Raw genomic sequence first — 23026 nt, 5'->3', positions numbered from 1 at the left:
CTTATGATTGGCGGCGGCCCGTGGGGAAGACCGGTGGGAGTCCGGGGCTGTCCCGCAACTGTGAGGCTCGTGGTGAGCCGAAGCCAGATACCCGCGGTGCCGCTGTTCGACGAAACGGTCGTGGCCACGTGGGTTTTGGTCGGCGCGCCGAATGAGCCTGGCAAAGGCTTGTTTCGCGTCCGCATCGCGTGCGTCGCACGGGATGGGAGGCGAGGATGGAGCACGAACCACCGCGGGGCAGGTTGGGGCGGCGCGCCTTCCTGGTGGGCAGCGCGTTGGGCGCGGGGGCGCTGGTGGCCGGGTGTGGTGGGCGATCGACGGCCGGCGTCGACACCGACGTGTTCACCGCCGCGTTCCAGGGGTCGGGGGCGGGGGAGGGCATCGATCCCGGGGTGAACACGCTGTTCATCGACGAGGCGCGGATGAAGTCGGTCTACGACGGCTTGTTCGAGGTCGACGAGACGATGACGCCGATCCCGCGCCTGGCCGCCGGGGCCGAACCGAACGCCGACGGCACCCGCTGGCGGATCACCCTGCGCGAGGCGCGGTGGCACGACGGGCGGGCGTTCGTCGCCGACGATGTGCTGTCCACGCTGGCGCGGGTGCTCGGCCCGCCGCAACGCCGCCCGTTCGTGGCGGCGTCCTCGCTGACGGAGGTGGACCTGCCCGCGTGCCGCGCGGTGGACGACCGCACCGTCGAGATCGCGTTGCGCCGCCCCGCCTTCGACTTCCTGATCGCCCTGTCCGCGTACGGGACCAAGATCGTGCCCGCGGGCGCGCAGGATTTCGACCGGCCGGTGGGCACCGGGCCGTTCGTGTTCCGATCCTTCGAGCCGGGACGGCAATTCGTCGCGACCCGCAACGAGCACTACTGGGACGGCGCGCCCGCCATCGGTGAGCTGCGCATCGTCAGCGCGGAGGCGGACGCGCGGCTCAACGCGCTGCGCAGCGGACAGGTCGATTTCGCCGACAATCTCGGCCCCGCCGCCTCCCGTGTGCTGAGCGGTGACCGCGGCGTGGAGCTCACCTCGACACCCGGCAGCGGTATCTACTTCTTCGCCATGAAGACCGACCGGCCGCCGTTCGACAATCCCGACGTGCGGCGCGCGCTGATGCGGATGGTGGACCGCGAGGAGATGGTGAAGGTCGCGCTGGAAGGGCAGGGCGAGGTGGCCGGCGACGTCTTCGGCCGGGGCTACCAGTACTACGCCGAACTGGAGCCGCACCGCTACGATCCCGACGAAGCGCGCAGGCTGCTCGACCGCGCCGGGGTTCGTGACCTGCGGTTCGATCTGTTCACCGCACCGGTCGCGCACGGATTCGTGGAAGCGGCCCGGTTGTTCGCCGAGCAGGCCGCCGCGTGCGGGGTGCACGTCGAGGTGGTGATCGGTTCCAAGGACACCTACTACACCGACTCGATGCAGACCGGTGCGCTCACCATGGGCCAGTCCGGCCCGCTGCCGATCCCCAACCATTTCGCCTCGCGCCTGCTGACCGACGCGCCCCAGAACCGCACCCGGTTCGCCGATCCCGAGTTCGACGCCCTCTACGTCCGCGCCCAGGCCACCGCGGCCACCGAAGGTCGCGCGGCGATCTATCGCACGATGCACGAGATAGTGCACGACCGAGGAGGATTCGTGTTCTTCGCCAGTACCCTGTGGCACAGCGCGGCCAGGTCCGGCTTCCGCGACGTTCCCGCCGCCGTGCCGAACTCGCACGGCTGGGCCAGGTTCGACGGGGTGACCGCGCGATGACCACCAGCGAACTGGACATCGAGCGGGCCCGGTACTGGGTGCGGCGCTGGGACCGTCAGCAGGAGCACTACATGCCCGACCGCGAGCAGCGGTTCGAGGTGATCGGCGATGTGCTCGCCGAGATCGTGCGGCGGCCGGATCCGCTGATCGTCGATCTCGGTGTCGGGCCGGGCACGCTGTCGGATCGGCTGCTCGTCCGCTTCCCCGAGGCGACGGTCGTGGGCGTGGACGCCGACCCGCTGCTGTTGGCGCTGGCCGAACGCACCCTGGGCTCGTCGCGGTTCCGCACCGTCGATGCCGATCTGCGGGAACCGGATTGGCCCGCCCGGCTGGAGCTGGACCGGGCACCGGACGCGTTCGTCAGCACCACCGCGCTGCACTGGATGAACCGGGAACCGCTGCGCGCGCTGATCGGTGCCTGCGCGGACATGCTGGCCCCGGGCGGGGTGTTCGTCAACGGCGACCACCTCTACGAAGGCGAACGCGGCCCCCGCCTGGACACGCTGGGGGCGGCGCTGACGCGGCGGCGCGCCGAGCGGGTCGGGACGGCCGCCGCCGAGGACTGGGCGGCATGGTGGGCGGCGGTGGCGGCGGCGCCGGAACTGGCCGAGCTGGTGCGGCTGCGCGACGGCGGATTCGAGCACACCGTGCACGACCGGCCGAGCGTGCACGACTACGTCGAGTTCGCGCGGGCGGAGGGTTTCGCCGAGGCGGGCATCGTGTGGCAGTACGGCGACGACCGTGTCGTCGTCGGGATCCGGTAGCCGGTGCCGCCGTTCGCCCGATTCGTCCTGCGCCGCACCGGGATCGGGGTGCTTCAGCTGGGCATCCTGCTGGCCCTGGTGTTCGGGCTGTCGTTGCTGATGCCCGGCGACGCCGCCGACGTGCAGAGCAACGACGTCCTCGGCGAGGATCAGCGGGCGGTGGCGCGGGAACTGCTCGGCCTCGACGTCGCGCCGGTGCAGCGCTTCCTGACCTGGCTGGGTAACGCCGCCACCGGCGATTTCGGCACCTCCTACGCCAGCGGTGCGCGCGTGAGCGACCTCGTCGCCGGGCCGCTGCGCACCTCCGCCGTGCTGGCCGTGCTGGCACTGGCCGTGCTGGTGCCGGTGGTCGTCGTCGCCGGATTCGCCGCCGGGCTGCATCCCGGCTCGCGACGGGACCGCGCGATCACCACGGTCAGCATCGGCTTCGACTCCGTTCCGGATTTCGTGCTCGCGGTGCTGCTGGTGAGCTACGTGGCCATCGATCTGGATCTGCTGCCCGCGACGTTTCTCGGCGCCGATGCCGACACCGTGCTCCGGCACCCGGAGTACCTGGTGTTGCCGTTGATCGTGATCGTCGCGCGGGTGGCCGCCCCGCTCGTGCGGTTGGTGCGGGCCGGGGTGATCGACGTGCTGCACGAGCCCTACATCGCGCAGGCCCGGCGGCTCGGCGTGGGGCGGCTGTCGCTGCTGGCCCGCCACATCGCGCCGAACGCGCTGGCGCCGGCGATGCAGGAGCTCGGCCGCACCGGCGACGGGCTGCTGTCGGGCGTGCTGATCGTCGAGGCGGTGTTCGTGGTGCCCGGTCTGGCGTCGGAGCTGATCGGGGCGATCGGCAACCGGGACGAGCCGGTGGTCCTGGCGATCGTGGCGATCACCGGCACGGCGGCGATCGTGCTGAACCTGGTGATCGACGTGCTCGGGGAGCGGATGGTGCCGCGGTCGGCCGAGGGCAGGCGCGGATGAGCCCGCGTCGCGCTCTCGCCGGCACGCTGGTGGCGATTCCGGTGCTGGTCGCCCTGGCCGGGCCGGTGCTGGCCGACCGCGCGCCGCGCACCCGGCAGGCGCCGTTCGGGCCGTCGGTGTGGTCGCCGTTCGGCACCGACCGTCTCGGCCGGGACGTGCTCGCCGCGGCGCTGTCCGGCGGGCGCACCTTCCTGCTGGTCGCGGTGTCGACGGTGTTGCTCGCCTACCTGGTGGGCTTCCTGATCGGCGTGGCCGCCGCGGCGACCGACCGGACCTGGCTGGACGAGCTGCTGATGCGGCCGATCGACGTGCTGCTGTGCCTGCCCTCGTTGCTGATCATCATGGTGGCCGCCATCCGAACCCGCGGATCCGAGATCGCCATCGCGGCGGCGGTGGCACTGGCACTGGTCGCCCCGACGGCCCGGTTCGTGCGGATGGCCGCCCGCTCGGTGGTGCACGGCCCCGTCATGGACGCGCTGCGGATGCAGGGCGAATCCCGCGCGTACCGCTACGGCCGCTACGCCGCGCGCGAGATGGCCAGGCCGGTGGCCGCCGATATGGCGTTGCGGTTCACCGTCGCGGTCTACTTCCTCGCGTCCGCGAACTTCCTCGGTCTCGGGTTCGACACCACCTCCACCGACTGGGCGGTGTCGGTGGCGGCGAACAAGGACGCGCTCACCACCGCGCCGTGGGCGGTGGCGCTGCCCGCCGGGCTGATCGTGGCGTTGATCGTCGGCATCAACCTGCTGTGCGACGACCTGCTGGCCGATCCGCGCACGCTCGCGGTGCGCGCCGCCGTGCGAACGGGGAAATCGGCATGACCCGCGTCGCCGAACCGTTGATCGAGGTGCGTGGGCTCGGCGCCCGCGCGGGGGCGGCGACGATCCTCGACGACATCGGCTTCGCCCTGCCCGCGGGCCGGATCGTCACCCTGTTCGGGCCCTCGGGCGCCGGCAAGACGACGATCGCCGCGGCGGTGGCCGGGGTGCGGCAGCCCGGCGTGCAGCTCACCGGGGACATCCGGCACCGCGGCGAGATCCGCGTCGGGTATCTCCCGCAGAACGCCGCCGCCACGCTCAACCCGGCGCGCCGGGTCGGCGCGGCACTGCACGAACTCGTCGGGTTGGAACGGCCGCGCCTGCCCCGGGCGCAGCGGCGCGCCCGCGTCGCGCAGATCCTGGCGACCGCCGCCTTCGACGTGGCCGATGCCGATCGTGACGCCGTCTTGCGGCGCTACCCGTTCGAGTTCTCCGGCGGCGAGCGGGCGCGCCTGGCATTGGCCCAGGTGCTGGCGGTGCGGCCGGACGTGCTGGTGATCGACGAGCCGACCGTCGGGCTCGACCCGCTCGCGCGGGCGGCGTTGCTCCGCAGCCTGGCGACCCTGCGCGGGCAGGGCGCGGCGATCCTGCTCGTCACCCACGATCCGGTGGCCGAGCGGGCGGGGGACCGGACGCTGTATGTGCACGGCGGCCGGATCGTCGAGGAGCTGCCGCCCGAGCCGGTGGCGTCCGAGCCCGGCGGGAAGCCCACGGCGGCGCCGTCCGCCCCGGTGCTGCGGCTGCGCGGAGTCACGGTGACCCTGCATCGGCGCCGGATCCTGCACGAGATCGACCTCGCGGTGCGGGCCGGGGAACTGCTGGCGATCCTCGGCGTCTCCGGTGCGGGCAAATCCACCATCGCCCGCTGCATGGCCGGGCTGGTCGCCCCGCGGCACGGCGCGGTGCTGCTCGACGACCAGCCGTTGCCGGTGCTGCGCAGGCGCTCTCGGGCGCAGATCGCGCAGGTGCAGTACGTGTGGCAGGAGTCGGCGTCCTCCTTCGACCCCCGCCGCCCGGTGCTCGACCAGGTCGCCGCGACCGCGGTCCGCCTGCGCGGGCTCGCCCGCGACGCCGCCCGCGCCGAGGCCGCCGACACCCTCGCCGACCTCGGCCTCGCCCCGAGCAGCTGCTGCGCCGCCCGGCCGGACTGTCCGGCGGTCAACTCCAGCGCGCCGCCCTGGCCCGCGCCCTGCTGGCCCGGCCCCGCGTCCTGCTGTGCGACGAGATCACCACCGCGCTGGACGAACCCACCGCGGCGCGCATCCACCGCCACCTCGACGCCTACCGCCGACGCACCGGCGCCGCGATCGTCGCGATCGGCCACGACCTCCCCGGCCAACTCGACCGCGCCGACCGTGTCGCGCTCGTCGACGCGGGCCGCCTGGTCGATCTCGGCCCGCCCGCCCGCCTGCTCGCGCAGCCGACGACGCCCCTGCTGGCCGATCTGCTCGCCGCCGAATCTCCGCCCGGGCAGGGCGGCACATAGAGTACGAGGCATGCGGGCAGCGCATCCGACCGTGCGAGAGTTCACCCGCGCCGACTGGCCGTGGCTGTCGGCGTGGTACGCGGACGAGACACTGAACGAACAGCTCGGCCCCCTCGATCAGGAGTGGCTCGACCACGTGCTCGCCGACGACACCGGCGTCGAACTCGTCGTGGCACTCGACGGCGCCCCCGTCGCCTCGATCGGCTGCGTGTGGGCCGACGGCCACGCCGAAAACGACCACACCGTCACCGCGCTCGCCGTCGACCCCGGCCGTCGCCGCCAGGGCCTGGCCACCCTCGCGCTCGAGGCCGCGCTCGGCTGGCCAGGTCACCCGCCGGCCGCGGGGTGGCGCGCCTACGTCGACCTGGCGAACCTGCCCGCCCTCGCCTTCTTCCGCCGCCGGGGCTGGCTCGATCTCGGCGTGGCCGACGACATGCGCACCTTCCGGTGGCCGGGTCCGGCCGTGTCCCAGCAGTGACCGAGGTCACGATTGAACCGACGCGCTGGCGCTGAGAAGCATCTGACCAGTGGATTCGTGCCCTAGGGCAGTGCCGGAACCCGGAAAAACCACGTGAACTGTGTCGGTGCCGCGCGGAATACTGACGCGCGCCCGATGAGTTCGAGCAGTAGTCCCCGTCTCAATCCCTGTGATGCCGGGAGCGCGACGCGGCGGCTCGGCATCGGCCGACGCAGTCCTGCCCACGACCCTGCCCCGGAGGTAACCGATGTCCGCCCATCCATCCGCACCCGTCACGGGAGGACGGACACCGACGGTCATCCGGGTGCTCGTGCTCGCGACGTTCGTGGTGATTCTCAACGAGACCATCATGATCAACGCGATCCCGCGGCTGATGGCCGATCTCGGGGTCACCGAGCGGGCGGCGCAGTGGGTGTCCACGGCGTTCATGCTCACCATGGCCGCGGTCATTCCGACGACCGGCTGGTTCCTGCAACGGGTGCCCACCCGCGTCGCCTACACGACGGCGATGGGGGTGTTCCTGTTCGGCACCGCGCTGTCGGCGGTGGCTCCCACCTTCGCGGTGCTGCTGCTCGGCCGCATCATCCAGGCCGTCGGCACCGCGGTGATGATGCCGCTGCTGATGACCACGTTGATGACGGTGGTGCCCGAGCACGACCGTGGCCGCGTCATGGGCAACGTCACCCTGGCCATCTCGGTGGCGCCGGCGATGGGTCCGGTGATCTCCGGCCTGGTGCTCCAGATCGCTTCGTGGCGCTGGCTCTTCGTGCTCGTGCTGCCGATCGCGGTCATCATCACCTGGCTGGGCCTGCGGCGACTGGAGAACGTCGGCGAGCCCGAGGCGGGCAGCATCGACGTGGTGAGCGTGGTGCTGGCCGCGCTCGGGTTCGGCGGACTCGTGTTCGGGCTCAGCCGGTTCGAGGCCGGTAGCCTGGCCACCCCCGCGCTGATCGTCGCCGTCGGCTCGGCCCTGATCGCCGCCTTCGTGTTGCGCCAGCTGCGCCTGCAGCGGCGCGGCGGCCCGCTGCTCGATCTGCGGGTGCTGCGGTCGGGTACCTACACCAAGTCGCTGGTGCTGATGTCGATCGCGTTCATGGCGATGCTCGGCTCGATGATGCTGCTCCCGCTGTACCTGCAGAACCTGCGCGGGTTGAGCCCGCTGGCCACCGGCCTGCTGGTGATGCCGGGTGGTCTGGCGATGGGCCTGCTCGGCCCGACGATCGGCCGCCTGTACGACCGGTTCGGTGGACGCCCGCTGGTCATCCCGGGTGCGCTCGGCATCGCCGCCTCGCTCGCCGGCTTCACCCAGATCTCGATGACCATGCCGTACTGGCAGCTGCTGGCCCTGCACATCCTGCTGATGGTCGCGCTGGCGGCGACGTTCACGCCCGTGTTCACCCTCGGCCTGGGGTCGCTCACCCAGCACCTGTACTCGCACGGCAGCTCGATGCTCGGCACCCTGCAGCAGGTCGCGGCCGCGTTCGGCACCGCGCTGGTCGTCACGGTGATGTCGGCGCGCAGCACCACGCTGATCGAGAACGGCACCGAGGAGACGCTGGCCCACCTCGACGGCATGCGGCTGGCGTTCCTGGTCTCGGCGGTGCTGGCGCTGATCGTCATCGTCATGGCGGTGCTGCTGCCCAACCGGGCCGAGGCGCCGGACGAGCCCGAGGAGATCGAGGAGCCGACCGTCGAACTGGTCAAAGGCTGACTCGACATGACCGACGCCCCCGACGCCGCGCGCGCCGGGGGCGTCGGTCGTTCGTGACCCGCCGCCGCGCGGCTACGGCTGTTCCCGCCGCCGCTCGATCAGCTCGGCGATGCCGTCGAGGATTCGCTCCAGGCCGAAACCGAGCGCGTGGTCGGGGTCCACCGCGGCGTTGTGTTCCGAACCCGCCGCGGCGCCGACGCGCGCGGCGACCGGGAACTTCGCCGGGTCGAACAGGCGGTCCAGGATCGGGCCGGTGATGTCCCACCACTGCGGATCGGTGAGCTGGGAGTCCGCGGCGGTGGCCGCGGACGTGGCGGCGAGCCGGGCGGTGCCCTGTACGTGGGTGAGCACCAAGGTGAGCACCGCGTCCATTTCGATGTCACCGAGGCCGAGGCCGTCGAGCGGCCGCAGCTCGGCCTCGTACTTGGCGATCGAATGCGGTCCGGGCACCGGACGGGTGCCGATCAGGCCCAACAGCCACGGATGCCGCTGGTAGAGCTGCCAATTGCGCTGGGCGACGAGGGTCAGCCCGGCGCGCCAGTCCCCGGCCGCCGCGGGTTCGCCGGGATCGCGGTAGAGGTCGGCCAGCACCGCGTCGTGCATGAGTTCCACCAGATCGGTCTTGCCCGGCACGTGCGTGTACAGCGACATCGCGCCGACACCGAGTCGTTCGGAGACCCGGCGCATGGTCACCGCGTCCAAACCTTCCGCGTCGGCGACCTCGATCCCCGCGGCCACGATGGTCGCCACCGTCAGCCCTTTGCGACCCGGTTTCGGATGCAGCCCCCACAACAGGGTGAGGGTGCGGGCCGGATCGGACGAGTTCTTCGGTGCTGCCACGGAACACATTCTCCATTCCCTGCGCGCCACCCCTCGACAGGCTGTACCGTACTTAGTACGGTACAAAGTACCGTTCGAAGGAGTGATGGAATGCAGAATCCCGATCCGGCGATCGAGATCAGCCGGTTGCGCAAGAACTACCGGGGCGCCGACGCGGGCACCGGACTGAACGGCATCGACCTGACTGTGGCGGCGGGCACGGTGTGCGCGCTGCTCGGACCCAACGGCGCGGGCAAGACCACGGCGGTGCGCATCCTCGCGACGCTGCTGCGGCCCGACGCCGGGACCGCGCGGGTGGCCGGGTACGACGTAGTACGCGATCCGGTGCGGGTCCGCGAGCGCATCGGGCTGGTCGGCCAGAACGCCGCGGTCGACGAGATCCTCTCGGGGCGGCAGAACCTGGTGATGTTCGGCCGGCTCAACGGCCTCGGCCCGCGCGCGGCCGCCCGGCGCGCCGCGGAGTTGCTCGACCGCTTCGACCTCGCGGCGGCCGAGAAGCGGCCGGTCGGGGACTACTCCGGTGGCATGCGCCGCCGTCTCGACCTGGCTGCCGCGCTGATCGTCACTCCGCCGGTGCTGTTCGTCGACGAACCGACCACCGGGCTCGACCCCGCCGCGCGGCTGCAGGTGTGGGCGGCGGTGACCGAACTCGTCGCCGCGGGCACCACCGTGCTGCTGACCACCCAGTACCTGGAGGAGGCCGACCGGCTGGCCGACCACATCACGCTGCTCGACCAGGGACGGGTGATCGCCGCCGGGACACCTGCCGAGCTGAAGTCGCGCGTCGGATCCGACTGGGTGGAAACCACCTTCGACGACACGTCCGCCGCCGAGCACGCGGCGGAACTCGCCCGGCCCCTCGCGTGCGGCGAGGTGACCACCGACCCGGCCACCCATACCGTGCGCATCCCCGTCCTCGATCGCGCCGAGGGTGTGCTCGCGCTGGCCGACGTGCTGCGCCGCGCCGACCTCGCCCCGCGCGATCTCGACGTCCGCACCCCGTCGCTCGACGAGGTGTTCCTTCACCTGACCCGGCACGGAAAGGTTCCCGCATGACCAGCCTGGCCCCCCGCACCTCCGGGATGATCGACGACATCCGCACGATCACCCGCCGCAACCTGACGCACTGGGTCAATCGGCCCGCCACCGTGGTGGTCGGCTGGCTCTTCCCGGTCATGGTCATCCTGATGTTCGGCACACTCTTCGGCGGGGCGATCGAAACACCGGGGAATGGACGCTATTACGAGTACCTGATGCCGGGCATGTTCGCGATGACCATGCTGTTCGGGCTGGAGTCGACCATGGCGGCCGTCGCCGCCGACGCCGCCAAGGGCGTCACCGACCGGTTCCGCTCCCTGCCGATGAGCAGCGCCGCGGTGGTCGCGGGCCGGTGCGCCGCCGACCTGCTCAACACCGTGATCGCGCTGGCCGTCGTGGTCGGCACCGGGCTCGCGGTCGGCTGGCAGTGGCATCACGGCCTCGGTGACGCGCTCGCGGCGGTGGCATTGCTGCTCATGTTGCGGTTCGCCCTGCTCTGGGTGGGCATCTACCTGGGGCTCGTCGTCGCCGGGCCGGAATCGGTGGCCGTCGTGCAGGTGCTGGTCTGGCCGCTGCTGTTCCTGTCCAACGCCTTCGTCGACACCGCGACGATGCCGCGCTGGCTCGGCACGATCGCCGACTGGAATCCCTTGTCCGCCACCGCGTCCGCGGTCCGCGCGCTGTGTGGCAATCCCGGGTGGAGTGGCGCGTCGTGGATCTCGGCGCACTCGGTGGCGGCGGCGGTGCTCTGGCCGCTGCTGATCACCGCGGTGTTCCTGCCCCTGGCGGTGCGCCGATTCCGCGCGTTGGGCAACTGACCGCACGAGGGCGCCGACCGGCGGTCAGCGCGGGGTGAGGCGGATGACCGCGCCGCCCGCCCGCCAAATCTGGTAGATGTCGGCCTTGTTCGGGGAGCCGTCCGAGGCGAAACCGATGCCGTTGTACTCGGCATTGCGCGGATTGTCGCGCGCGATGATCTCGAACAGCCGCATCACCTCGGCCTCGTCGGTGAACACCTCGGCCTCGGCGGTGCGGCGGGGCCCGCCCATCGACACCTGCACCGGGGTGCCCGGGCGGAGGTTGCGCACCCACGGCCGCACCGCGGTCCCGATCAGCAGCGCACCGTCATGGCGGGTGTAGGCCAGCGGGATGTCGAACACCCGGCCGGTCTTGCGACCTACCACATGCAGGATCAGCAGGCGACGACCGACCACCGGGCCGAGGACGGGCGCGCGCAGCAGCGTGCGCACGACCGCGTTGACGACTTGCTGGAACCGGCTGATGGGGCGAGGGCCGGACGTGGACGGCGTGCCGTAGGGGTTCCGAACGGGCGACTGGGACACGGTGCGACTCCTCGGACGGCGGATGCCCCGAGAGTAGCCGACGGCCGGTCCGCTCCAGGGAGCGTCCGGCCGGCGTCCGAAGACCATGCGGCTCGGGTATGTCGGCGTCCGAACCCGTTCGGCCGCTTACATCTTGGCGTGGCGGGCCTGCACGAAGCTGAACAGACCGTAGGTGGCGATGCCGATCGCCGCGAGCACCAGCAGCACCACGCCGTAGGGCTGGGCGAGCAATGTCTTGAGGGCGCCGTCCAGCCCGGCCGACCTGCTCGGGTCCGACTGGGCGACCGCGAGGATCAGCAGGGCGCCGATCGCGCCGATGGCCAGGCCCTTGGCGATGTGGCCCGCGGTGCCGAGGCGGCGGATGGCGGGGCCCGCGGTGTCGAGATCCTTCAGGAACTTTCCGGTGACGCCCTTGTAGACGTAGTAGGCGCCGACCCCGAGCACGACCAGCCCGGCGGCGATCAGGACCGCTTTGCCCGCGGTGTTCGCCAGCAACCGCGCCGTGAGGCTCTGGCTCTCGCCACTGCTCGACTTGCCGCCGCCGCGCGCGAAGGTGAAGGCGGTCAGCGCCAGCGCCGCGTAGACGACGGCGACCGCGAGTGCCTTGCCGCGCCGCATCGCCTCCTTGCGACGGTTGTCGTGGTCGGGTTTGGACGCGCTGCCGAACACCGCCTCGGCCAGCCGCCACAGCGCCATCAGCAGGAACGCCGCGACCGCGATCCACAGCACGACCCGTCCGCCCGGGGCGGCGGCGATCTGCGCCATGGCGCCGGACTGGTCGGCCGTGCCGCCACCACCGAACGCCACGCGCAGGGCGAGATAGGCGACGATCAGGTGGACGATGCCGGTCATGACGAAGCCGGCGCGAGCGAATCGCTCGAAGGTGGGGTGCTGGGCGATGCGGTCCGTGCTGGACGCCGCCGAAGTGTTGCCGAAAACCATTATGCCTTCTCATCCGTGCGGGCCCGGCGCGTCGGGCGCGGCCGGGGTCGATCCGCAGATACCCGGCGGCACGGCGTCGAAACGGTGGCGGCCGGGGTCGTGGCCGGTGGTGCACAGGGCGGTCGCCGCGGCCCGCCCTGTGGAAAATCGGTTGGCTCGGGCGGGCGGTGGTGACAGGCTTGAGGTTCGCCGGTGCGGGGAGCGCCGGGAAATGCGCTGAGAGTCATCGGAAAGGGGGATCACCGTGTCCATCACGGTGGAGGAGAATGCCGAGGCCGCGGAGGTCGACAGACCCGGGCCGCGGGAGCGTTCCCGCGGCGCGCTGACCTCGTTGCTACGGTTCCGGCCCTACCTGCGGCCGTACCGCGTGCCTTTCGTCGCGGCCACCGCGATGTCGGTGCTGGCGATGTTGACCGCCGTGGTGACGCCGCTGGTCGTCGCCCGCATCGTGGACGGGCCGATCGCCGCGGGCGACCTGGGCGGTGTGCTGGTGCCGGTGAGCGCGGTGCTGGTGCTCGGGGTGATCGAGGCCGTCGGTATCTGGGGGCGGCGCTGGCTGCTGGCCGAACCGGCGACCCGCTTCGAAACCACCATGCGCGCCGAGATATTCGCCGCGTTGCAGGCGCGCTCGATCGGCCGCCACGACGCCTGGGAAGCCGGGCAGCTGCTCTCCCGCGCGGTCGACGACCTCGCGCGATTGCGCCGCTTCATCGGATTCGCCGGCCCCGTTCTGGTGATCCACGCCGTGGTGATCCCGGTCGGGCTGGTGGTGCTGGCGGTGATGAGCTGGCAGATCGGCCTCGTCTACGCCGTGGCCGCGGTGCCGATCGCCGCGGTCTGCGCGCGCTTCGAGCGACGCTACTCGGTCGCCTCCCGGCGGTCGCAGGATCAGGCCGGCGACCTGTCGACCACGGCTCAGGAGGCCGCGCAGGGCATCCGCGTGCTCAAGGCATTCGGACGCGGCCCGTTCTTCGGTGCGAAGTTCGCCGCGCAGGCCCGCGCCCTGCGCGAGACCGAGTTGGCGAAGGTGCGTCTGGATGCGACCCTGTGGTCGGCGATGGTGTCGCTGTCGGAGCTGATCCTGGTGTTCGCGCTCGGGTTCGGCGCGTATTCGGTGGTGTCGGGCACGATATCGCTGGGCGCGGTGGTCGGCACGGTCACCTTGGCCACGTTCCTGCAGTGGCCGATCATCTGGACCGGCTTCCTGCTCGCCGAACTCAACGACGCGGGCACCGCCGCCGACCGCTTCTGGGAGATCATCGACACCCCCGTCGACATCACCGACACGGTCGACCCGGTGCCGCTGCCCGAACGCGTCACCGGCGAATTACGGTTGGAGAACGTGCGTTTCGCGTTCCCGGACGCGCGGGAGCCGGTGCTGCGCGACATCTCGCTGGTGGTGCGGCCCGGGGAGACGGTCGCGCTGGTGGGTGCCACCGGCAGCGGCAAAACCGCGCTGCTCGGGCTCATTCCGCGACTGCACGACGTGACCGGCGGTGCGGTGCGCATCGACGGTATCGACATCCGGCGGCTGCGGCTGGCGGATCTGCGTTCGCTGGTGACCGTGGCGTTCGAAGAGCCCGTGCTGTTCTCGGCGAGCGTGCGGGAGAACGTCGCGCTCGGCGATCCGGCCGCGACCGACGCCGACGTGCGAGCGGCCCTCGAGGTCGCCCAGGCGACCGAGTTCGTCGACGCGCTGCCGTGGGGGCTGGACACCCGGATCGGGGAGCAGGGGCTGAGCCTGTCCGGTGGCCAGCGTCAGCGGCTCGCGCTGGCACGGGCGGTGCTGGCCAGGGCGGGGCAGCAGCGGCGCGCCCGCGTCGTGGTGCTCGACGACCCGCTCTCGGCGCTGGACGTGCAGACCGAGGAACGGGTCCAGCAGCGGCTGCGCGGCGCATTGGCCGGAGCCACCACCCTGCTCGTCGCGCACCGGCCGTCGACCGCGGCCCTGGCCGACCGTGTCGTCCTACTCGACGACGGCCGCGTCCGCGCCGAGGGCGCTCACGACCAGTTGCTGCGCACCAGCAGCCGTTATCGCGAACTGATGGGAGGTGAACCATGAGCACCGACAGCGCCGTGACCGAGCGCGCCACCGGGCCGAACACCGAGCCGGACGAGGCCGCCGACTGGCGCGGCATCGCCAACGAGGACACCGAGGTCACCGAGACCGGAAACCTCGTGCTCGCCCGGCGCTCGCGTCGGCTGCTCGCCGACCTGGTTCGCCCGTATCGCGGCACCCTCGCCCTGGCGTTGGCGATCATCGTGGTGGACAACGCCGTCACCGTGGCCGGCCCGCTGTTCGTCGCCTACGCCCTCGACCGCGGCATCGGCGCGGGCCGCGCGGGCGACTGGGGTCCGCTGAGCATCGCCGTCGGCGGATACGCGGGCGCCGCCCTGCTGGGCGGGGTCACCACCTTCTGCTTCGTGCGGCTGGCGGGCAGGCTCAGCCAGAACGTGCTCTACGACCTGCGGGTGCGCGCGTTCGCGCACACCCAGCGCCTCGACGTCGGGTTCCACGAGAAGTACACCTCCGGCAAGGTCGTCACCCGCCTCACCGGCGACATCGAGACCCTGCAGGAGCTGCTCGAGGGCGCGCTCAACGAGGCGTTGGGCGCGATCCTGTCGGTGGTCACCATCGCGGTGCTGCTGGTCTACCTCGACCGTCCGCTGGCCGCGGTCGTGTTCGCCGGGTTCGTGCCGCTGTTCCTGGTCACCCGCTGGGCGCAGCGCAGGCAGCGCGCGGGCTACCGCCGCACCCGCGGCGCCATCGCGCGCGTGGTGGTGCACTTCGTGGAAGCGATGGGCGGCATGCGGGCGGTGCAGGCGTTCCGGCGCGAACAGCGCAACGCGAGCGTGTTGGCGGCCGAGGACGACGCCTACCGCACGGCCAACGTCGCCGCATCCCGCGGCATGGGCGATTACGCGGGACTGACCCGGCTGCTGGGCAACCTCACCACGGTGGTGGTGCTCGTGGTCGGGGCGTGGCGGGTGGTGCACGGCGACCTCGCGGTCGGTGTGCTCGCGGCCTACCTGCTGTATCTGAAGAACTTCTACGGTCCGCTCGACGAATTGGCCCAGGTGTTCAACTCCTACCAGTCGGCCGCGGCGGCGCTGGAGAAGATCTCCGGCGTGCTCGAGGAGCGGCCCGCCGTACCCGAGCCCGCGGATCCGGTGCGGCTGGAGAAGGTTTCGGGCGCGATGCGGCTGGAGAACGTGTGGTTCGACTACGCGGGCGCCGAGGAGGCGCCGGCCCGGCGGACCGGACCGGTGCTGCCGGAGTTCACCCTCGACATCCCGGCCGGGCAGGTGGTGGCCCTGGTGGGGCCGACCGGCGCGGGCAAGTCGACGCTCGCCAAGCTGCTCACCCGCTTCTACGACCCCACCGGTGGGCGGGTGACGCTGGACGGCGTCGACCTGCGGCGCCTCACCGACGCCGACCTGCGCCGGCACGTCGTGATGGTGACCCAGGAGTCGTATCTGTTCTCCGGCTCGGTGGCCGACAACATCCGGCTCGGCAGGCCGGAAGCCACCGACGCCGAGGTGTACGAGGCCGCCCGTGCCGTCGGCCTGTCCGAGGTCGTCGCGGCGCTGCCGGAAGGTTTCGACACCGATGTGCGCAGACGCGGCGGGCGACTGTCGGCCGGCCAACGCCAGCTGGTCGCCTTCGCCCGGGTGTTCCTGGCCGATCCGGCGGTGATCGTGCTCGACGAGGCCACCTCGAGCCTGGACATCCCCGGGGAGCGTCTGGTGCAGCGCGCACTGGAAACCGTGCTGCGCGAGCGCACCGCGGTGATCATCGCGCACCGCCTGTCGACCGTCGCCATCGCCGACCGGGTGCTGGTGCTGGAGAACGGCCGCGTCGTCGAGGACGGCACGCCCGCCGAGCTGATCGCGGGTGACGGGCGATTCGCGGGCCTCCATGCCGCGTGGCGGGAATCGCTGGTGTGAGGGTGCCACAGTCGCGGCGCGTTCGCCGATTTCGGCGTCGGCGCTGCCGAGCATGCTGCTCGAAGGGGATGCGGTCGCCGTCCGGGGGTGAGCAGGCGGCGAGCGGGCGCGGCCCCGAACCGGGTCTGGTTCGGGGCCGCGCCGGCGTCCGCCGTCGTACGCTCAGGCGGGTAGCTCGTACTTCTCGATGAGCGGGGCGAGCAGTTCGGCCGCGCGGGCGCCGGTGATGACCTCGGCGGTGTCGACACGGGTCACCGTCTTGGAGTTGGTGTCCTCGTAGACGTGTTCACCGACCATCCGGCCGGTCTCGTCGTAGGGCCAGACGAAGGCCAGGGTGCGCCGGACCAGGTAGTAGGCGTCGGGATCGTAGCCGGAGTCCGTCTTGGCGGCGGCGTCGTCCATCGAGGCGAAGACGTTGTCGCCGAGCATCTTTCCGGGCACGAACTGGCTGAATTCCGCCTCTCCGGCGAAGCCGTGGTCGCCGACGGCGATCCGCTGGCGGCCGGTCCACATCACCAGCATGTCCAGCTCGGCCAGCGACCGATAGAAGCCGCGGACCTGGTCCATTCCGTCGAGGATGACGCCCTGGCCGCCTTCGAAGATCCGGTAGCGCGGGTGGGCGACGGTCATCTCCGGCTGGAGCAGTTCGTCGTAGCGGCCCGACACCTCGAGCAGGGCGTGCCTGCGGTAGTTGATGAGGATCTTGCGGTAGAGCGGGACGGTCTGCTTCTCGATCAGGGCGTCGATGTCGTCCATCATGTGGACGAGTTCCTCCTCGTAGGAGGTGCGCGGGGCGGCGGTGCTGTGATGCTGCAGGGTGGTCATCGTCGTTCTCCTAGAGGTGGGTGCTGAGGTCGGGGTAGCTGCCGATTTCGTATCCGCCGTCCACCACCAGGCTCGCGCCGGTGATGTAACCGGCGGCGCTGCTGGCGAGGAACACCGCCGGAGCGGCCAGCTCGGCGGGTTGCGCGGGCCGCTTCAACACGGCGTTGGCGCGGAATTCGCGCATGATCTGGTCGTTGCCGAGGATGAACCCGGCCATCGGGGTCTGCACCAGGCCGGGCAGCACGGAGTTCACCCGGATGCCGTGCCTGCCCAGTTCGAGGGCGGCGTTCTTGGCGAACATGTCCGCGCCCGCCTTCCCCGCGGCGTAGGCGCTGCCGCCGTAGAGCGGGATGTGCGCGTTGACCGAGGCGATGTTGACGATCGAGCCGCCGTTGCCCGCGCGGATCATGCTGTCGGCCACGTATTTCGTGCACAGGTAGACGCTGCGCAGCACGACGTCGACGGTGAAATCCCAGTCGTCCTCGGCGAGCCCGACGATCGGCGCGGGCCGCAGCCCGCCCGCCACGTTGAACAGGCTGTCGATCCCGCCGAGCTCGGCCTCGGCCTTGCCGACCGCCGCCCGCACCTCGTCGGTGTCGGTGACGCTGCCGACGTGCGGCACATACGCCCGGCCGTACTTCTCGGCCGCCGCGGCCAGCCCGTCGCCGTCCAGATCGAACGCGAGCACCCGTCCGCCCGCCGCGATGAGCTGCTCGGCGATGGCGAGCCCGATCCCGGACGCGGCACCGGTGACAACGGCCCGTTCGGGGGTGGATATCTGCAGCATGGGTGTCTTCCGATCGCTCACCGCGGGGTGCGCTCGCTGGTCGGCGCCCCGTCGTGCAGGGTCAGCGAGGGGTCGGTGGCGTAGTCGACGACCTGGGTGTGGGCGACGGCGTTGTTGTCGCGGGCCATGTAGTAGTGCAGGCGGGCGTCGGCGACGACACCGAGGGTGCCGTCGGGCAGGTAGCCGGCGATGGGGCCGTCCACGAAGGCCAGCATGGTGGTGCCGGTGGGGGAGACCGGTTGGTGGACCGCGCCGGCGACCTCACAGGTGTAGGTGCCCGCGCGGCCCGGATCGTCGGGGTCGTAATGGAATCCGCCCTCGAGCAGGAAAGCCTGTGCGGTGCCCAGGTGCCAATGCGGGGTGGCCGTCACGCCCGGGTCCACCCGCAGGATCACGGTGAAGGCGCCGGTGGCCAGGTTCGCGTACAGCAGCTTGAATCGGGTGCCGGGCATGAGCCAATCGGTCCACGGAATATCGTCGGGGTCGACGAATTCCTTGCGCGCGCCTTTCGGGGTGGTGCCGGGATTCTGCATCCAGAACGTGGGGCCGACGGGTGCCGAGATGGTCACTGCGATGGTCCTCTCGAGGTGAAACGGGAAATCGATCGGCCGGGTACATTCGACCGGATCGGATGCGCGTGCAGCGAATTCGCCGCGCATTTCTCGCGGGGCTGTGCGAGACGCTTCCAATCTCGCCCGGCAGGAACGTGATGTCCATTACATTCCTCGGGGGAGGTGTTAACCTTCTGCTTATCGGTACAGGCCAGCGGTGTCGCTGGCCACGGCGAGAGAGGCTGTCGTGGTCGACCTGAACCTGCGTCTGGTCTCGTATCTGGTGACGGTGCTCGACGAAGGCCATTTCGGGCGCGCCGCGCAGCGGCTCTACATCAGCACCCCGGCCCTGAGCCAGCAGATCCGCAAGCTCGAGCAGAAACTCGGCGTCGAGCTGATCGACCGCTCGGTGCATCCACTGCAACCCACCCCGGCCGGGCGCCGATTCCTGCCCGAGGCGCGGGCGGCGCTCGCGGCGGCCCAGCGTGCGGTGGGGGCGGTGCGGGCCGAGGGGGAGACGCTGCGCATCGGCTTCATGACCGCCGCCCTGGCGACCCGCACGAGACCGTTGCTGGATCTGGTGCGACGCGAATCCGGCGTCGCCACCATCGAATTGGTGGAGCTGGGCTGGGCGGAGCAGGCGTCGGCGGTGCGGGACGGCAAGGTGGACGCCTCGCTGATGCGTCCACCGGTGGCCGACGCGGGCGGCTTGCGCCTGGATGTGCTGTGCAAGGAGCCGCGGGTGGTCGCGCTGCCCGTCGCGCACCGGCTCGCGGACCGGGATTCGATATCGGTCGACGAACTCGACGGCGAGCCGCACCTGACCGACCACGAGGCGGACCGGGAATGGGTGCGCTGGTGGGCCTGCGATCCGCGCCCCAGTGGCAGGCCGGTCGTCTACGGGCCGTCGGTGCGCACGATCGACGAACTGCTCGAGGTCGTCGCCACCGGCGTGGCCATCTCGATCACCAGCAAATTCGTCCAGGACACCCACCGGCACCCCGATGTGGTGTTCGTGCCGGTACGGGACGTGGAACCGGCGTCGCTGTGCCTGTGCACGCGCGCCGAGGACAGCTCACCGCTGATCGAGGCGTTACGCGACGCCGCCCGCAGAATCGCCGAATTCGACTTCGATACCGCGGCGTCGACGGGAACGCAGCGGTAGAAATAACGGTGGAAAAGGGGACGGGTTCGTGCGCGCTCAGTTCGCGATCACGCGACTGTCCCCGCGGAATTCCGCCACGGTCCGGCCCGCCGCATCGGTGACCGTGACGTCGTAGATTCCGTTGCGGCCGAATACGGCGCGCTCCACCGCCGTGGCGGTGAGCAGTTCCCCGGCCCGGGTGGGCCGCAGGTAGCGGATGTCGGCGCGGGCGGCGACGGCGGCGCGACCGTGGCTGTTGCACGCCAGCGCGAAGGTGGTGTCGGCGAGCAGGAAGACGTAGCCGCCGTGGGTGATGCCGTGACCGTTGACCATCCGGTCGGACACGGTCATCGTCGCGGTGGCATGGCCGGGGCTCAGCGCGACGATCTCGATGCCGAGCGCACGCGAGGCGAGGTCGTCGGCGAACATCTGCCGGGCGTGGGCGGTGGCCGACTCGTCGACCGTGGTCATACGGGCTCCTCACGGTGCGGGCGGTAGGCGCGGGACGAGACCGCGCCCACCGCACCATCATTCAGGACAGGGGAGATTCCAGCTGCTGGACGAACATGCTGGCGCCGCCGGTGGCGAAGTTGCGCACATCCTTGCCCGCGGCCTTCATCTCCGGCGAGGCCAGCGCCTGCTGGAGGTCGGCCTCGGTGGCGAAGCGCAGCTGCGCCACCGCGTAGAACTGCGGCTCCGAGCCGTCCAGCGAGCGGCACTTGCCCCAGCTGAGCCCGGCCAGGCCGGGCACCTTCGCGGCCAGCGGCACGTGCGTGGTGCGGTAGTACTCGTCGAAGGCCGCCGGGTCGTCGGGCGTGCCGTAGCAGACCGAGATCTGGTAGCTCACTTGGTTTCTCCCTCGGGCTTGGCGACGAGCGTGAGCACGTCGTAGGTGGCGACGGCCTCGTCGTTCTGGTTGGTGACGGTGGCGTCCCAGCGGACCTCGCCGTAGGCGGCGCTGGTGCGCGGGGTGATCTGCTTGGCGGTGAGCGTGACGGTCAGTTCGTCCTCGGCCTTGACCGGGGTGAGGAACCGCAGATTGTCGACGCCGAAATTCGCCAGCACCGGGCCCGGGGCGGGGTCGACGAACAATCCGGCCGCCAGCGACACCACCAGGTAGCCGTGCGCGACGATGCCGCCGAAGAGCGGGTTGGCTGCGGCCGCCTCGGGATCGGTGTGGGCGTAGAAGGTGTCGCCGGTGAACTCGGCGAAGTGGCCGATGTCGTCGAGGGTGACCCGGCGCGGGCCCGCCACGATGGTGTCGCCGAGTTTCAGCTGTCCGAGGTCCTTGCGGAACGGGTGCACGTCGCCGCGCACCTGGTCGGCACCGGTGACCCAGCGCCGTCCGACCGCGGTGAGGACCGCGGGGCTGCCCTGCACGGCGGTGCGCTGCATGTGGTGCAGGACGCCGCGGATGCCGCCGAGCTCCTCGCCGCCGCCCGCCCGGCCCGGTCCGCCGTGCACGAGCGTGGGCAGCGGGGAACCGTGCCCGGTGGACTCCCGGGCGTCGACGGTGTCGAGAACGAGCACCCGCCCGTGATAGGGGGCCAGGCCGAGCACGATCTCGCGCGCGACGGCCGTGTCGCCGGTGACGACCGAGGCGACCAGGCTGCCCTTGCCGCGTGCGGCCAGTGCGATCGCGTCGGCGGTGTCGCGGTAGCCGAGCACGGTGCTCACCGGCCCGAACGCCTCGACCTCGTGCGGTTCGACGGCCTCGCGGTCGTCGCAGCGCAGCAGGATCGGCGACAGGAACGCGCCGGTGGCGGCGTCGGCCCCGACGACGGTCACGGACTCCGGATCACCGAAGACGATCTGCGCGCTCTTGGTCAGCGCCCGCACCGCCTTGCGGACCTCCTCGCGCTGATCGATCCCGGCCAGGGCGCCCATCGTGACCCCGTCGGCGCCGGGGGCGCCAACGACCACCCGGGCCAGCCGCTCCCGCACCGCGTCCACCACGGCGTCGACCATCGGTTCCGGCACCAGGGCCCGCCGGATCGCGGTGCACTTCTGGCCCGCTTTCACCGTCATCTCGGTGACCAGCTGGCCGACGAACAACTCGAACTCGGGGGAGCCGGGCGTGACATCGGCGCCCAGGATCGAGGCATTGAGCGAGTCGGCCTCGGCGGTGAACCGCACCGCCTCGCGCACCACCACCGGGTGCGCGCGCAGCAGTGCGGCGGTCTCGGCCGAACCGGTGAACGCCACCGAGTCCTGCCCACCGAGGTGGTCGAGCAGGTCACCGGCGCTGCCGCACAGCAGTTGCACCGAGCCCTCCGGCAGCAGCCCGGACTCGATGATCAAGCGGAACGCCGCCTCGGTGAGGTAGGCGGTCTGGCCGGCCGGCTTGACGAGGGAAGGCACGCCGGCGATGAACGCCGGAGCGAGCTTCTCCAGGAAACCCCAGACCGGGAAGTTGAAGGCGTTGATCTGCACGGCGACGCCGCGGCGCGCGGTGTAGATGTGCTGACCGGCGAAGGTGCCCTTGCGGCCGAGGCGCTCCACGCCGCCGTCCAGATACACGGTGTCGTTGGGCAGTTCGCGGGTGGCCTTGCTCGCGTAGCTGAGCAGGGTGCCCGCGCCACCGTCGATGTCGACGGCCGAATCGCGCTCGGTCGCGCCGGTGTGCGCGGAGATCGCGTACAGCTCGGCCTTGTGCTCGAGCAGGTACTTGCCCAGCGCCTTGAGCCGGGCGGCGCGTTCGTGGAAGGTGAGCGCGGCCAGCGCCGGGCCGCCGACGGTGCGGGCGTGATCGACCATGTGCGCCCGATCGACGCCGGTCGACGAGAGGCGAGCCACCACGCTGCCGTCGACGGCGCTGAGCAACGGGGTGCCCTCGTCGGGCGGGGTGACCCAGCGGCCCCCCACGTAGCTTTGCAGCAGTTCGCTCATCAGCTCTCCGTTCAACTGAACATTCGGTCGGTAATTACCATCCGGGAGAGCCGCGCGCATGTCAAGGTCGGGGGTCAGCCGGTGGCCGGGCCGGAGCGGCGCAGGCCGTCGAAGACGATGGCGACCACGGCGTCGGCGATCTCGTCGGCGGAGTTCTCCCCGCGCGGGCGGTACCACTCCACGATGGAGTTGATCATGCCCCAGATCAGCCGGCTGGCCAGGGCGGGATCGACATCGGTGTGCAGATCGCCCTCCTCGCCCGCCGCCGCGACCAGGCCCGCGACGAAGGCGTCGAACTCGCGCCTGCGGGCCAGCGCGCGCTTCTCGGCGGGGGTGTTGCCGCGCACCCGCAACAGCAGTGTGACGTAGGGCAGCTCGGCCACCAGCACCTCGACCGCGCGCCGCACCACGTACTCGAGCCGGTCGATGGACCGGCCGGTGATCGCCCCCTCCTCGGTGGTCGCGGCGAACAGGCCGTTGAGCGCGCGCGAGAGTGCCAGCTCGAGCAACTCGCCCTTGCCCGAGACGTGGTGGTAGATGGCCGATTTGGCGATGCCGAGCCGCTTGGCGAGCACTTCCATGCTCGTCGCGTCGTAGCCCCGGTCGTTGAACACCTTCACCGCCACCGACAGCAGCGAGTCCAGGTCGTAGCCGGGACGGCCCGGGCGGCCGGTGCGTTGGGTGGGGCGCGCTGAGGTCATCCGTCCATCTTGACGCATGCCGCCCGGTTGCTCGCACAACT

22 protein-coding genes, 1 pseudogene and 1 riboswitch are annotated in these 23026 nt (G+C 71.4%); of the genes and pseudogenes, 13 read left to right on the top strand and 10 right to left on the bottom strand.

What is annotated here, in order from left to right; all coding sequences use genetic code 11:
- Position 1 precedes the first annotated feature (1 nt).
- Positions 2 to 114, top strand: a riboswitch (cobalamin riboswitch).
- Between the two features lie 101 nt (positions 115 to 215).
- The 8 genes and pseudogenes from AMO33_RS09590 (at position 216) to AMO33_RS09565 (ending at position 7977) form a co-directional block, all read left to right on the top strand.
- Positions 216 to 1754 (top strand): ABC transporter substrate-binding protein, encoded by a 1539-nt coding sequence (locus AMO33_RS09590; RefSeq protein WP_060592092.1) that lies wholly within the window; start codon positions 216 to 218, stop codon positions 1752 to 1754.
- Positions 1751 to 2518: a class I SAM-dependent methyltransferase gene (locus AMO33_RS09585; RefSeq protein WP_060592090.1), complete on the top strand. Its 768-nt coding sequence runs from the start codon at positions 1751 to 1753 to the stop codon at positions 2516 to 2518. The genes AMO33_RS09590 and AMO33_RS09585 overlap by 4 nt, the downstream gene beginning before the upstream one ends.
- 3 nt (positions 2519 to 2521) lie before the next feature.
- On the top strand, positions 2522 to 3484 hold the full coding sequence (locus AMO33_RS09580) for an ABC transporter permease (protein ID WP_060592088.1): 963 nt from the start codon (positions 2522 to 2524) through the stop codon (positions 3482 to 3484).
- Entirely contained in the window at positions 3481 to 4305 is an 825-nt protein-coding gene (locus AMO33_RS09575) for an ABC transporter permease (RefSeq protein ID WP_060592086.1), read from the top strand. The genes AMO33_RS09580 and AMO33_RS09575 overlap by 4 nt, the downstream gene beginning before the upstream one ends.
- Positions 4302 to 5357, top strand: a pseudogene (locus tag AMO33_RS32970) (ATP-binding cassette domain-containing protein); the annotation flags it as partial. The gene AMO33_RS09575 and the pseudogene AMO33_RS32970, both read left to right, overlap by 4 nt.
- Positions 5279 to 5788, top strand: a complete 510-nt coding sequence (locus AMO33_RS32965; RefSeq protein ID WP_390502223.1) for an ATP-binding cassette domain-containing protein — start codon at positions 5279 to 5281, stop codon at positions 5786 to 5788. The pseudogene AMO33_RS32970 and the gene AMO33_RS32965, both read left to right, overlap by 79 nt.
- 10 nt (positions 5789 to 5798) lie before the next feature.
- Complete coding sequence (locus tag AMO33_RS32960; RefSeq protein ID WP_062954122.1) at positions 5799 to 6266, top strand: GNAT family N-acetyltransferase; 468 nt, start codon at positions 5799 to 5801, stop codon at positions 6264 to 6266.
- Between the two features lie 247 nt (positions 6267 to 6513).
- The gene (locus AMO33_RS09565) at positions 6514 to 7977 is read left to right on the top strand and encodes an MDR family MFS transporter (protein ID WP_060592083.1); all 1464 of its coding nucleotides are present in this window, start codon (positions 6514 to 6516) and stop codon (positions 7975 to 7977) included.
- Between the two features lie 72 nt (positions 7978 to 8049).
- Here AMO33_RS09565 and AMO33_RS09560 read toward each other — a convergent pair whose 3' ends face one another.
- On the bottom strand, positions 8050 to 8826 hold the full coding sequence (locus AMO33_RS09560) for a TetR/AcrR family transcriptional regulator (RefSeq protein WP_060592081.1): 777 nt from the start codon (positions 8824 to 8826) through the stop codon (positions 8050 to 8052).
- 81 nt (positions 8827 to 8907) lie between these two features.
- Between AMO33_RS09560 and AMO33_RS09555 the strand changes: the two genes are divergently transcribed.
- Both AMO33_RS09555 and AMO33_RS09550 read left to right on the top strand, forming a co-directional pair.
- Positions 8908 to 9873, top strand: a complete 966-nt coding sequence (locus tag AMO33_RS09555) for an ATP-binding cassette domain-containing protein (RefSeq protein WP_060592079.1) — start codon at positions 8908 to 8910, stop codon at positions 9871 to 9873.
- Complete coding sequence (locus tag AMO33_RS09550) at positions 9870 to 10673, top strand: ABC transporter permease (protein ID WP_011208675.1); 804 nt, start codon at positions 9870 to 9872, stop codon at positions 10671 to 10673. Before AMO33_RS09555 ends, AMO33_RS09550 begins: the two co-directional genes overlap by 4 nt.
- A 24-nt stretch (positions 10674 to 10697) precedes the next feature.
- On the opposite strand, the gene AMO33_RS09545 is transcribed toward AMO33_RS09550, so the two are convergent.
- Both AMO33_RS09545 and AMO33_RS09540 read right to left on the bottom strand, forming a co-directional pair.
- A complete protein-coding gene (locus AMO33_RS09545) occupies positions 10698 to 11198 on the bottom strand; it encodes a nitroreductase/quinone reductase family protein (protein ID WP_159005413.1) in 501 nt (166 codons plus the stop codon).
- A gap of 126 nt (positions 11199 to 11324) precedes the next feature.
- A complete protein-coding gene (locus AMO33_RS09540; RefSeq protein ID WP_060592076.1) occupies positions 11325 to 12140 on the bottom strand; it encodes a DUF1206 domain-containing protein in 816 nt (271 codons plus the stop codon).
- Between the two features lie 244 nt (positions 12141 to 12384).
- Here AMO33_RS09540 and AMO33_RS09535 point away from each other — a divergent pair, with 244 nt between their 5' ends.
- Both AMO33_RS09535 and AMO33_RS09530 read left to right on the top strand, forming a co-directional pair.
- A complete protein-coding gene (locus AMO33_RS09535; RefSeq protein WP_060592074.1) occupies positions 12385 to 14202 on the top strand; it encodes an ABC transporter ATP-binding protein in 1818 nt (605 codons plus the stop codon).
- Complete coding sequence (locus tag AMO33_RS09530) at positions 14199 to 16088, top strand: ABC transporter ATP-binding protein (RefSeq protein WP_060592073.1); 1890 nt, start codon at positions 14199 to 14201, stop codon at positions 16086 to 16088. The genes AMO33_RS09535 and AMO33_RS09530 overlap by 4 nt, the downstream gene beginning before the upstream one ends.
- A 162-nt stretch (positions 16089 to 16250) precedes the next feature.
- Here AMO33_RS09530 and AMO33_RS09525 read toward each other — a convergent pair whose 3' ends face one another.
- Genes AMO33_RS09525 through AMO33_RS09515 form a run of 3 tightly spaced genes read right to left on the bottom strand, consistent with a single transcriptional unit; the run spans position 16251 to position 18269 of the window.
- Complete coding sequence (locus tag AMO33_RS09525; RefSeq protein WP_060592071.1) at positions 16251 to 16913, bottom strand: hypothetical protein; 663 nt, start codon at positions 16911 to 16913, stop codon at positions 16251 to 16253.
- Between the two features lie 10 nt (positions 16914 to 16923).
- Positions 16924 to 17700 carry an SDR family NAD(P)-dependent oxidoreductase gene (locus AMO33_RS09520; RefSeq protein WP_041560878.1) on the bottom strand — a complete coding sequence of 259 codons (777 nt, stop codon included), beginning with the start codon at positions 17698 to 17700 and terminating at the stop codon, positions 16924 to 16926.
- A 17-nt stretch (positions 17701 to 17717) separates the two neighbouring features.
- Complete coding sequence (locus tag AMO33_RS09515; RefSeq protein ID WP_240327467.1) at positions 17718 to 18269, bottom strand: 2,4'-dihydroxyacetophenone dioxygenase family protein; 552 nt, start codon at positions 18267 to 18269, stop codon at positions 17718 to 17720.
- Positions 18270 to 18498: 229 nt separating this feature from the next.
- On the opposite strand from AMO33_RS09515, the gene AMO33_RS09510 reads away from it, so the two are divergent.
- The gene (locus AMO33_RS09510; RefSeq protein ID WP_060593401.1) at positions 18499 to 19416 is read left to right on the top strand and encodes a LysR family transcriptional regulator; all 918 of its coding nucleotides are present in this window, start codon (positions 18499 to 18501) and stop codon (positions 19414 to 19416) included.
- 36 nt (positions 19417 to 19452) lie between these two features.
- On the opposite strand, the gene paaI is transcribed toward AMO33_RS09510, so the two are convergent.
- The 4 genes from paaI to AMO33_RS09490 all read right to left on the bottom strand — a co-directional run bounded on the left by paaI (position 19453) and on the right by AMO33_RS09490 (position 22985).
- Positions 19453 to 19866, bottom strand: coding sequence for a hydroxyphenylacetyl-CoA thioesterase PaaI (gene paaI, locus AMO33_RS09505; RefSeq protein ID WP_060592070.1), 414 nt, complete (start codon positions 19864 to 19866; stop codon positions 19453 to 19455).
- Positions 19867 to 19927: 61 nt separating this feature from the next.
- Positions 19928 to 20242 carry an EthD family reductase gene (locus AMO33_RS09500; protein WP_011208685.1) on the bottom strand — a complete coding sequence of 105 codons (315 nt, stop codon included), beginning with the start codon at positions 20240 to 20242 and terminating at the stop codon, positions 19928 to 19930.
- Positions 20239 to 22284, bottom strand: coding sequence for a phenylacetic acid degradation bifunctional protein PaaZ (paaZ, locus tag AMO33_RS09495; protein ID WP_060592068.1), 2046 nt, complete (start codon positions 22282 to 22284; stop codon positions 20239 to 20241). Before paaZ ends, AMO33_RS09500 begins: the two co-directional genes overlap by 4 nt.
- Positions 22285 to 22358: 74 nt before the next feature.
- Positions 22359 to 22985, bottom strand: coding sequence for a TetR/AcrR family transcriptional regulator (locus tag AMO33_RS09490; RefSeq protein ID WP_011208687.1), 627 nt, complete (start codon positions 22983 to 22985; stop codon positions 22359 to 22361).
- Positions 22986 to 23026: the final 41 nt, after the last annotated feature.

This window comes from Nocardia farcinica (genome assembly GCF_001182745.1).
Taxonomy (GTDB): domain Bacteria; phylum Actinomycetota; class Actinomycetes; order Mycobacteriales; family Mycobacteriaceae; genus Nocardia; species Nocardia farcinica.
Note: the sequence above shows the minus strand (reverse complement) of the source record. Positions and strands in the feature narration are given on the sequence as shown.

Bases quoted from the DNA above. Each gene is read 5' to 3' on its own strand.
- AMO33_RS09590 (WP_060592092.1), top strand. From the start codon at position 216: ATGGAGCACGAACCACCGCGGGGCAGGTTGGGGCGGCGCGCCTTCCTG.
- AMO33_RS09585 (WP_060592090.1), top strand. From the start codon at position 1,751: ATGACCACCAGCGAACTGGACATCGAGCGGGCCCGGTACTGGGTGCGG.
- AMO33_RS09575 (WP_060592086.1), top strand. From the start codon at position 3,481: ATGAGCCCGCGTCGCGCTCTCGCCGGCACGCTGGTGGCGATTCCGGTG.
- AMO33_RS32960 (WP_062954122.1), top strand. From the start codon at position 5,799: ATGCGGGCAGCGCATCCGACCGTGCGAGAGTTCACCCGCGCCGACTGG.
- AMO33_RS09565 (WP_060592083.1), top strand. From the start codon at position 6,514: ATGTCCGCCCATCCATCCGCACCCGTCACGGGAGGACGGACACCGACG.
- AMO33_RS09560 (WP_060592081.1), bottom strand. From the start codon at position 8,826: ATGTGTTCCGTGGCAGCACCGAAGAACTCGTCCGATCCGGCCCGCACC.
- AMO33_RS09555 (WP_060592079.1), top strand. From the start codon at position 8,908: ATGCAGAATCCCGATCCGGCGATCGAGATCAGCCGGTTGCGCAAGAAC.
- AMO33_RS09550 (WP_011208675.1), top strand. From the start codon at position 9,870: ATGACCAGCCTGGCCCCCCGCACCTCCGGGATGATCGACGACATCCGC.
- AMO33_RS09540 (WP_060592076.1), bottom strand. From the start codon at position 12,140: ATGGTTTTCGGCAACACTTCGGCGGCGTCCAGCACGGACCGCATCGCC.
- AMO33_RS09530 (WP_060592073.1), top strand. From the start codon at position 14,199: ATGAGCACCGACAGCGCCGTGACCGAGCGCGCCACCGGGCCGAACACC.
- AMO33_RS09525 (WP_060592071.1), bottom strand. From the start codon at position 16,913: ATGACCACCCTGCAGCATCACAGCACCGCCGCCCCGCGCACCTCCTAC.
- AMO33_RS09520 (WP_041560878.1), bottom strand. From the start codon at position 17,700: ATGCTGCAGATATCCACCCCCGAACGGGCCGTTGTCACCGGTGCCGCG.
- paaI (WP_060592070.1), bottom strand. From the start codon at position 19,866: ATGACCACGGTCGACGAGTCGGCCACCGCCCACGCCCGGCAGATGTTC.
- paaZ (WP_060592068.1), bottom strand. From the start codon at position 22,284: ATGAGCGAACTGCTGCAAAGCTACGTGGGGGGCCGCTGGGTCACCCCG.
- AMO33_RS09490 (WP_011208687.1), bottom strand. From the start codon at position 22,985: ATGACCTCAGCGCGCCCCACCCAACGCACCGGCCGCCCGGGCCGTCCC.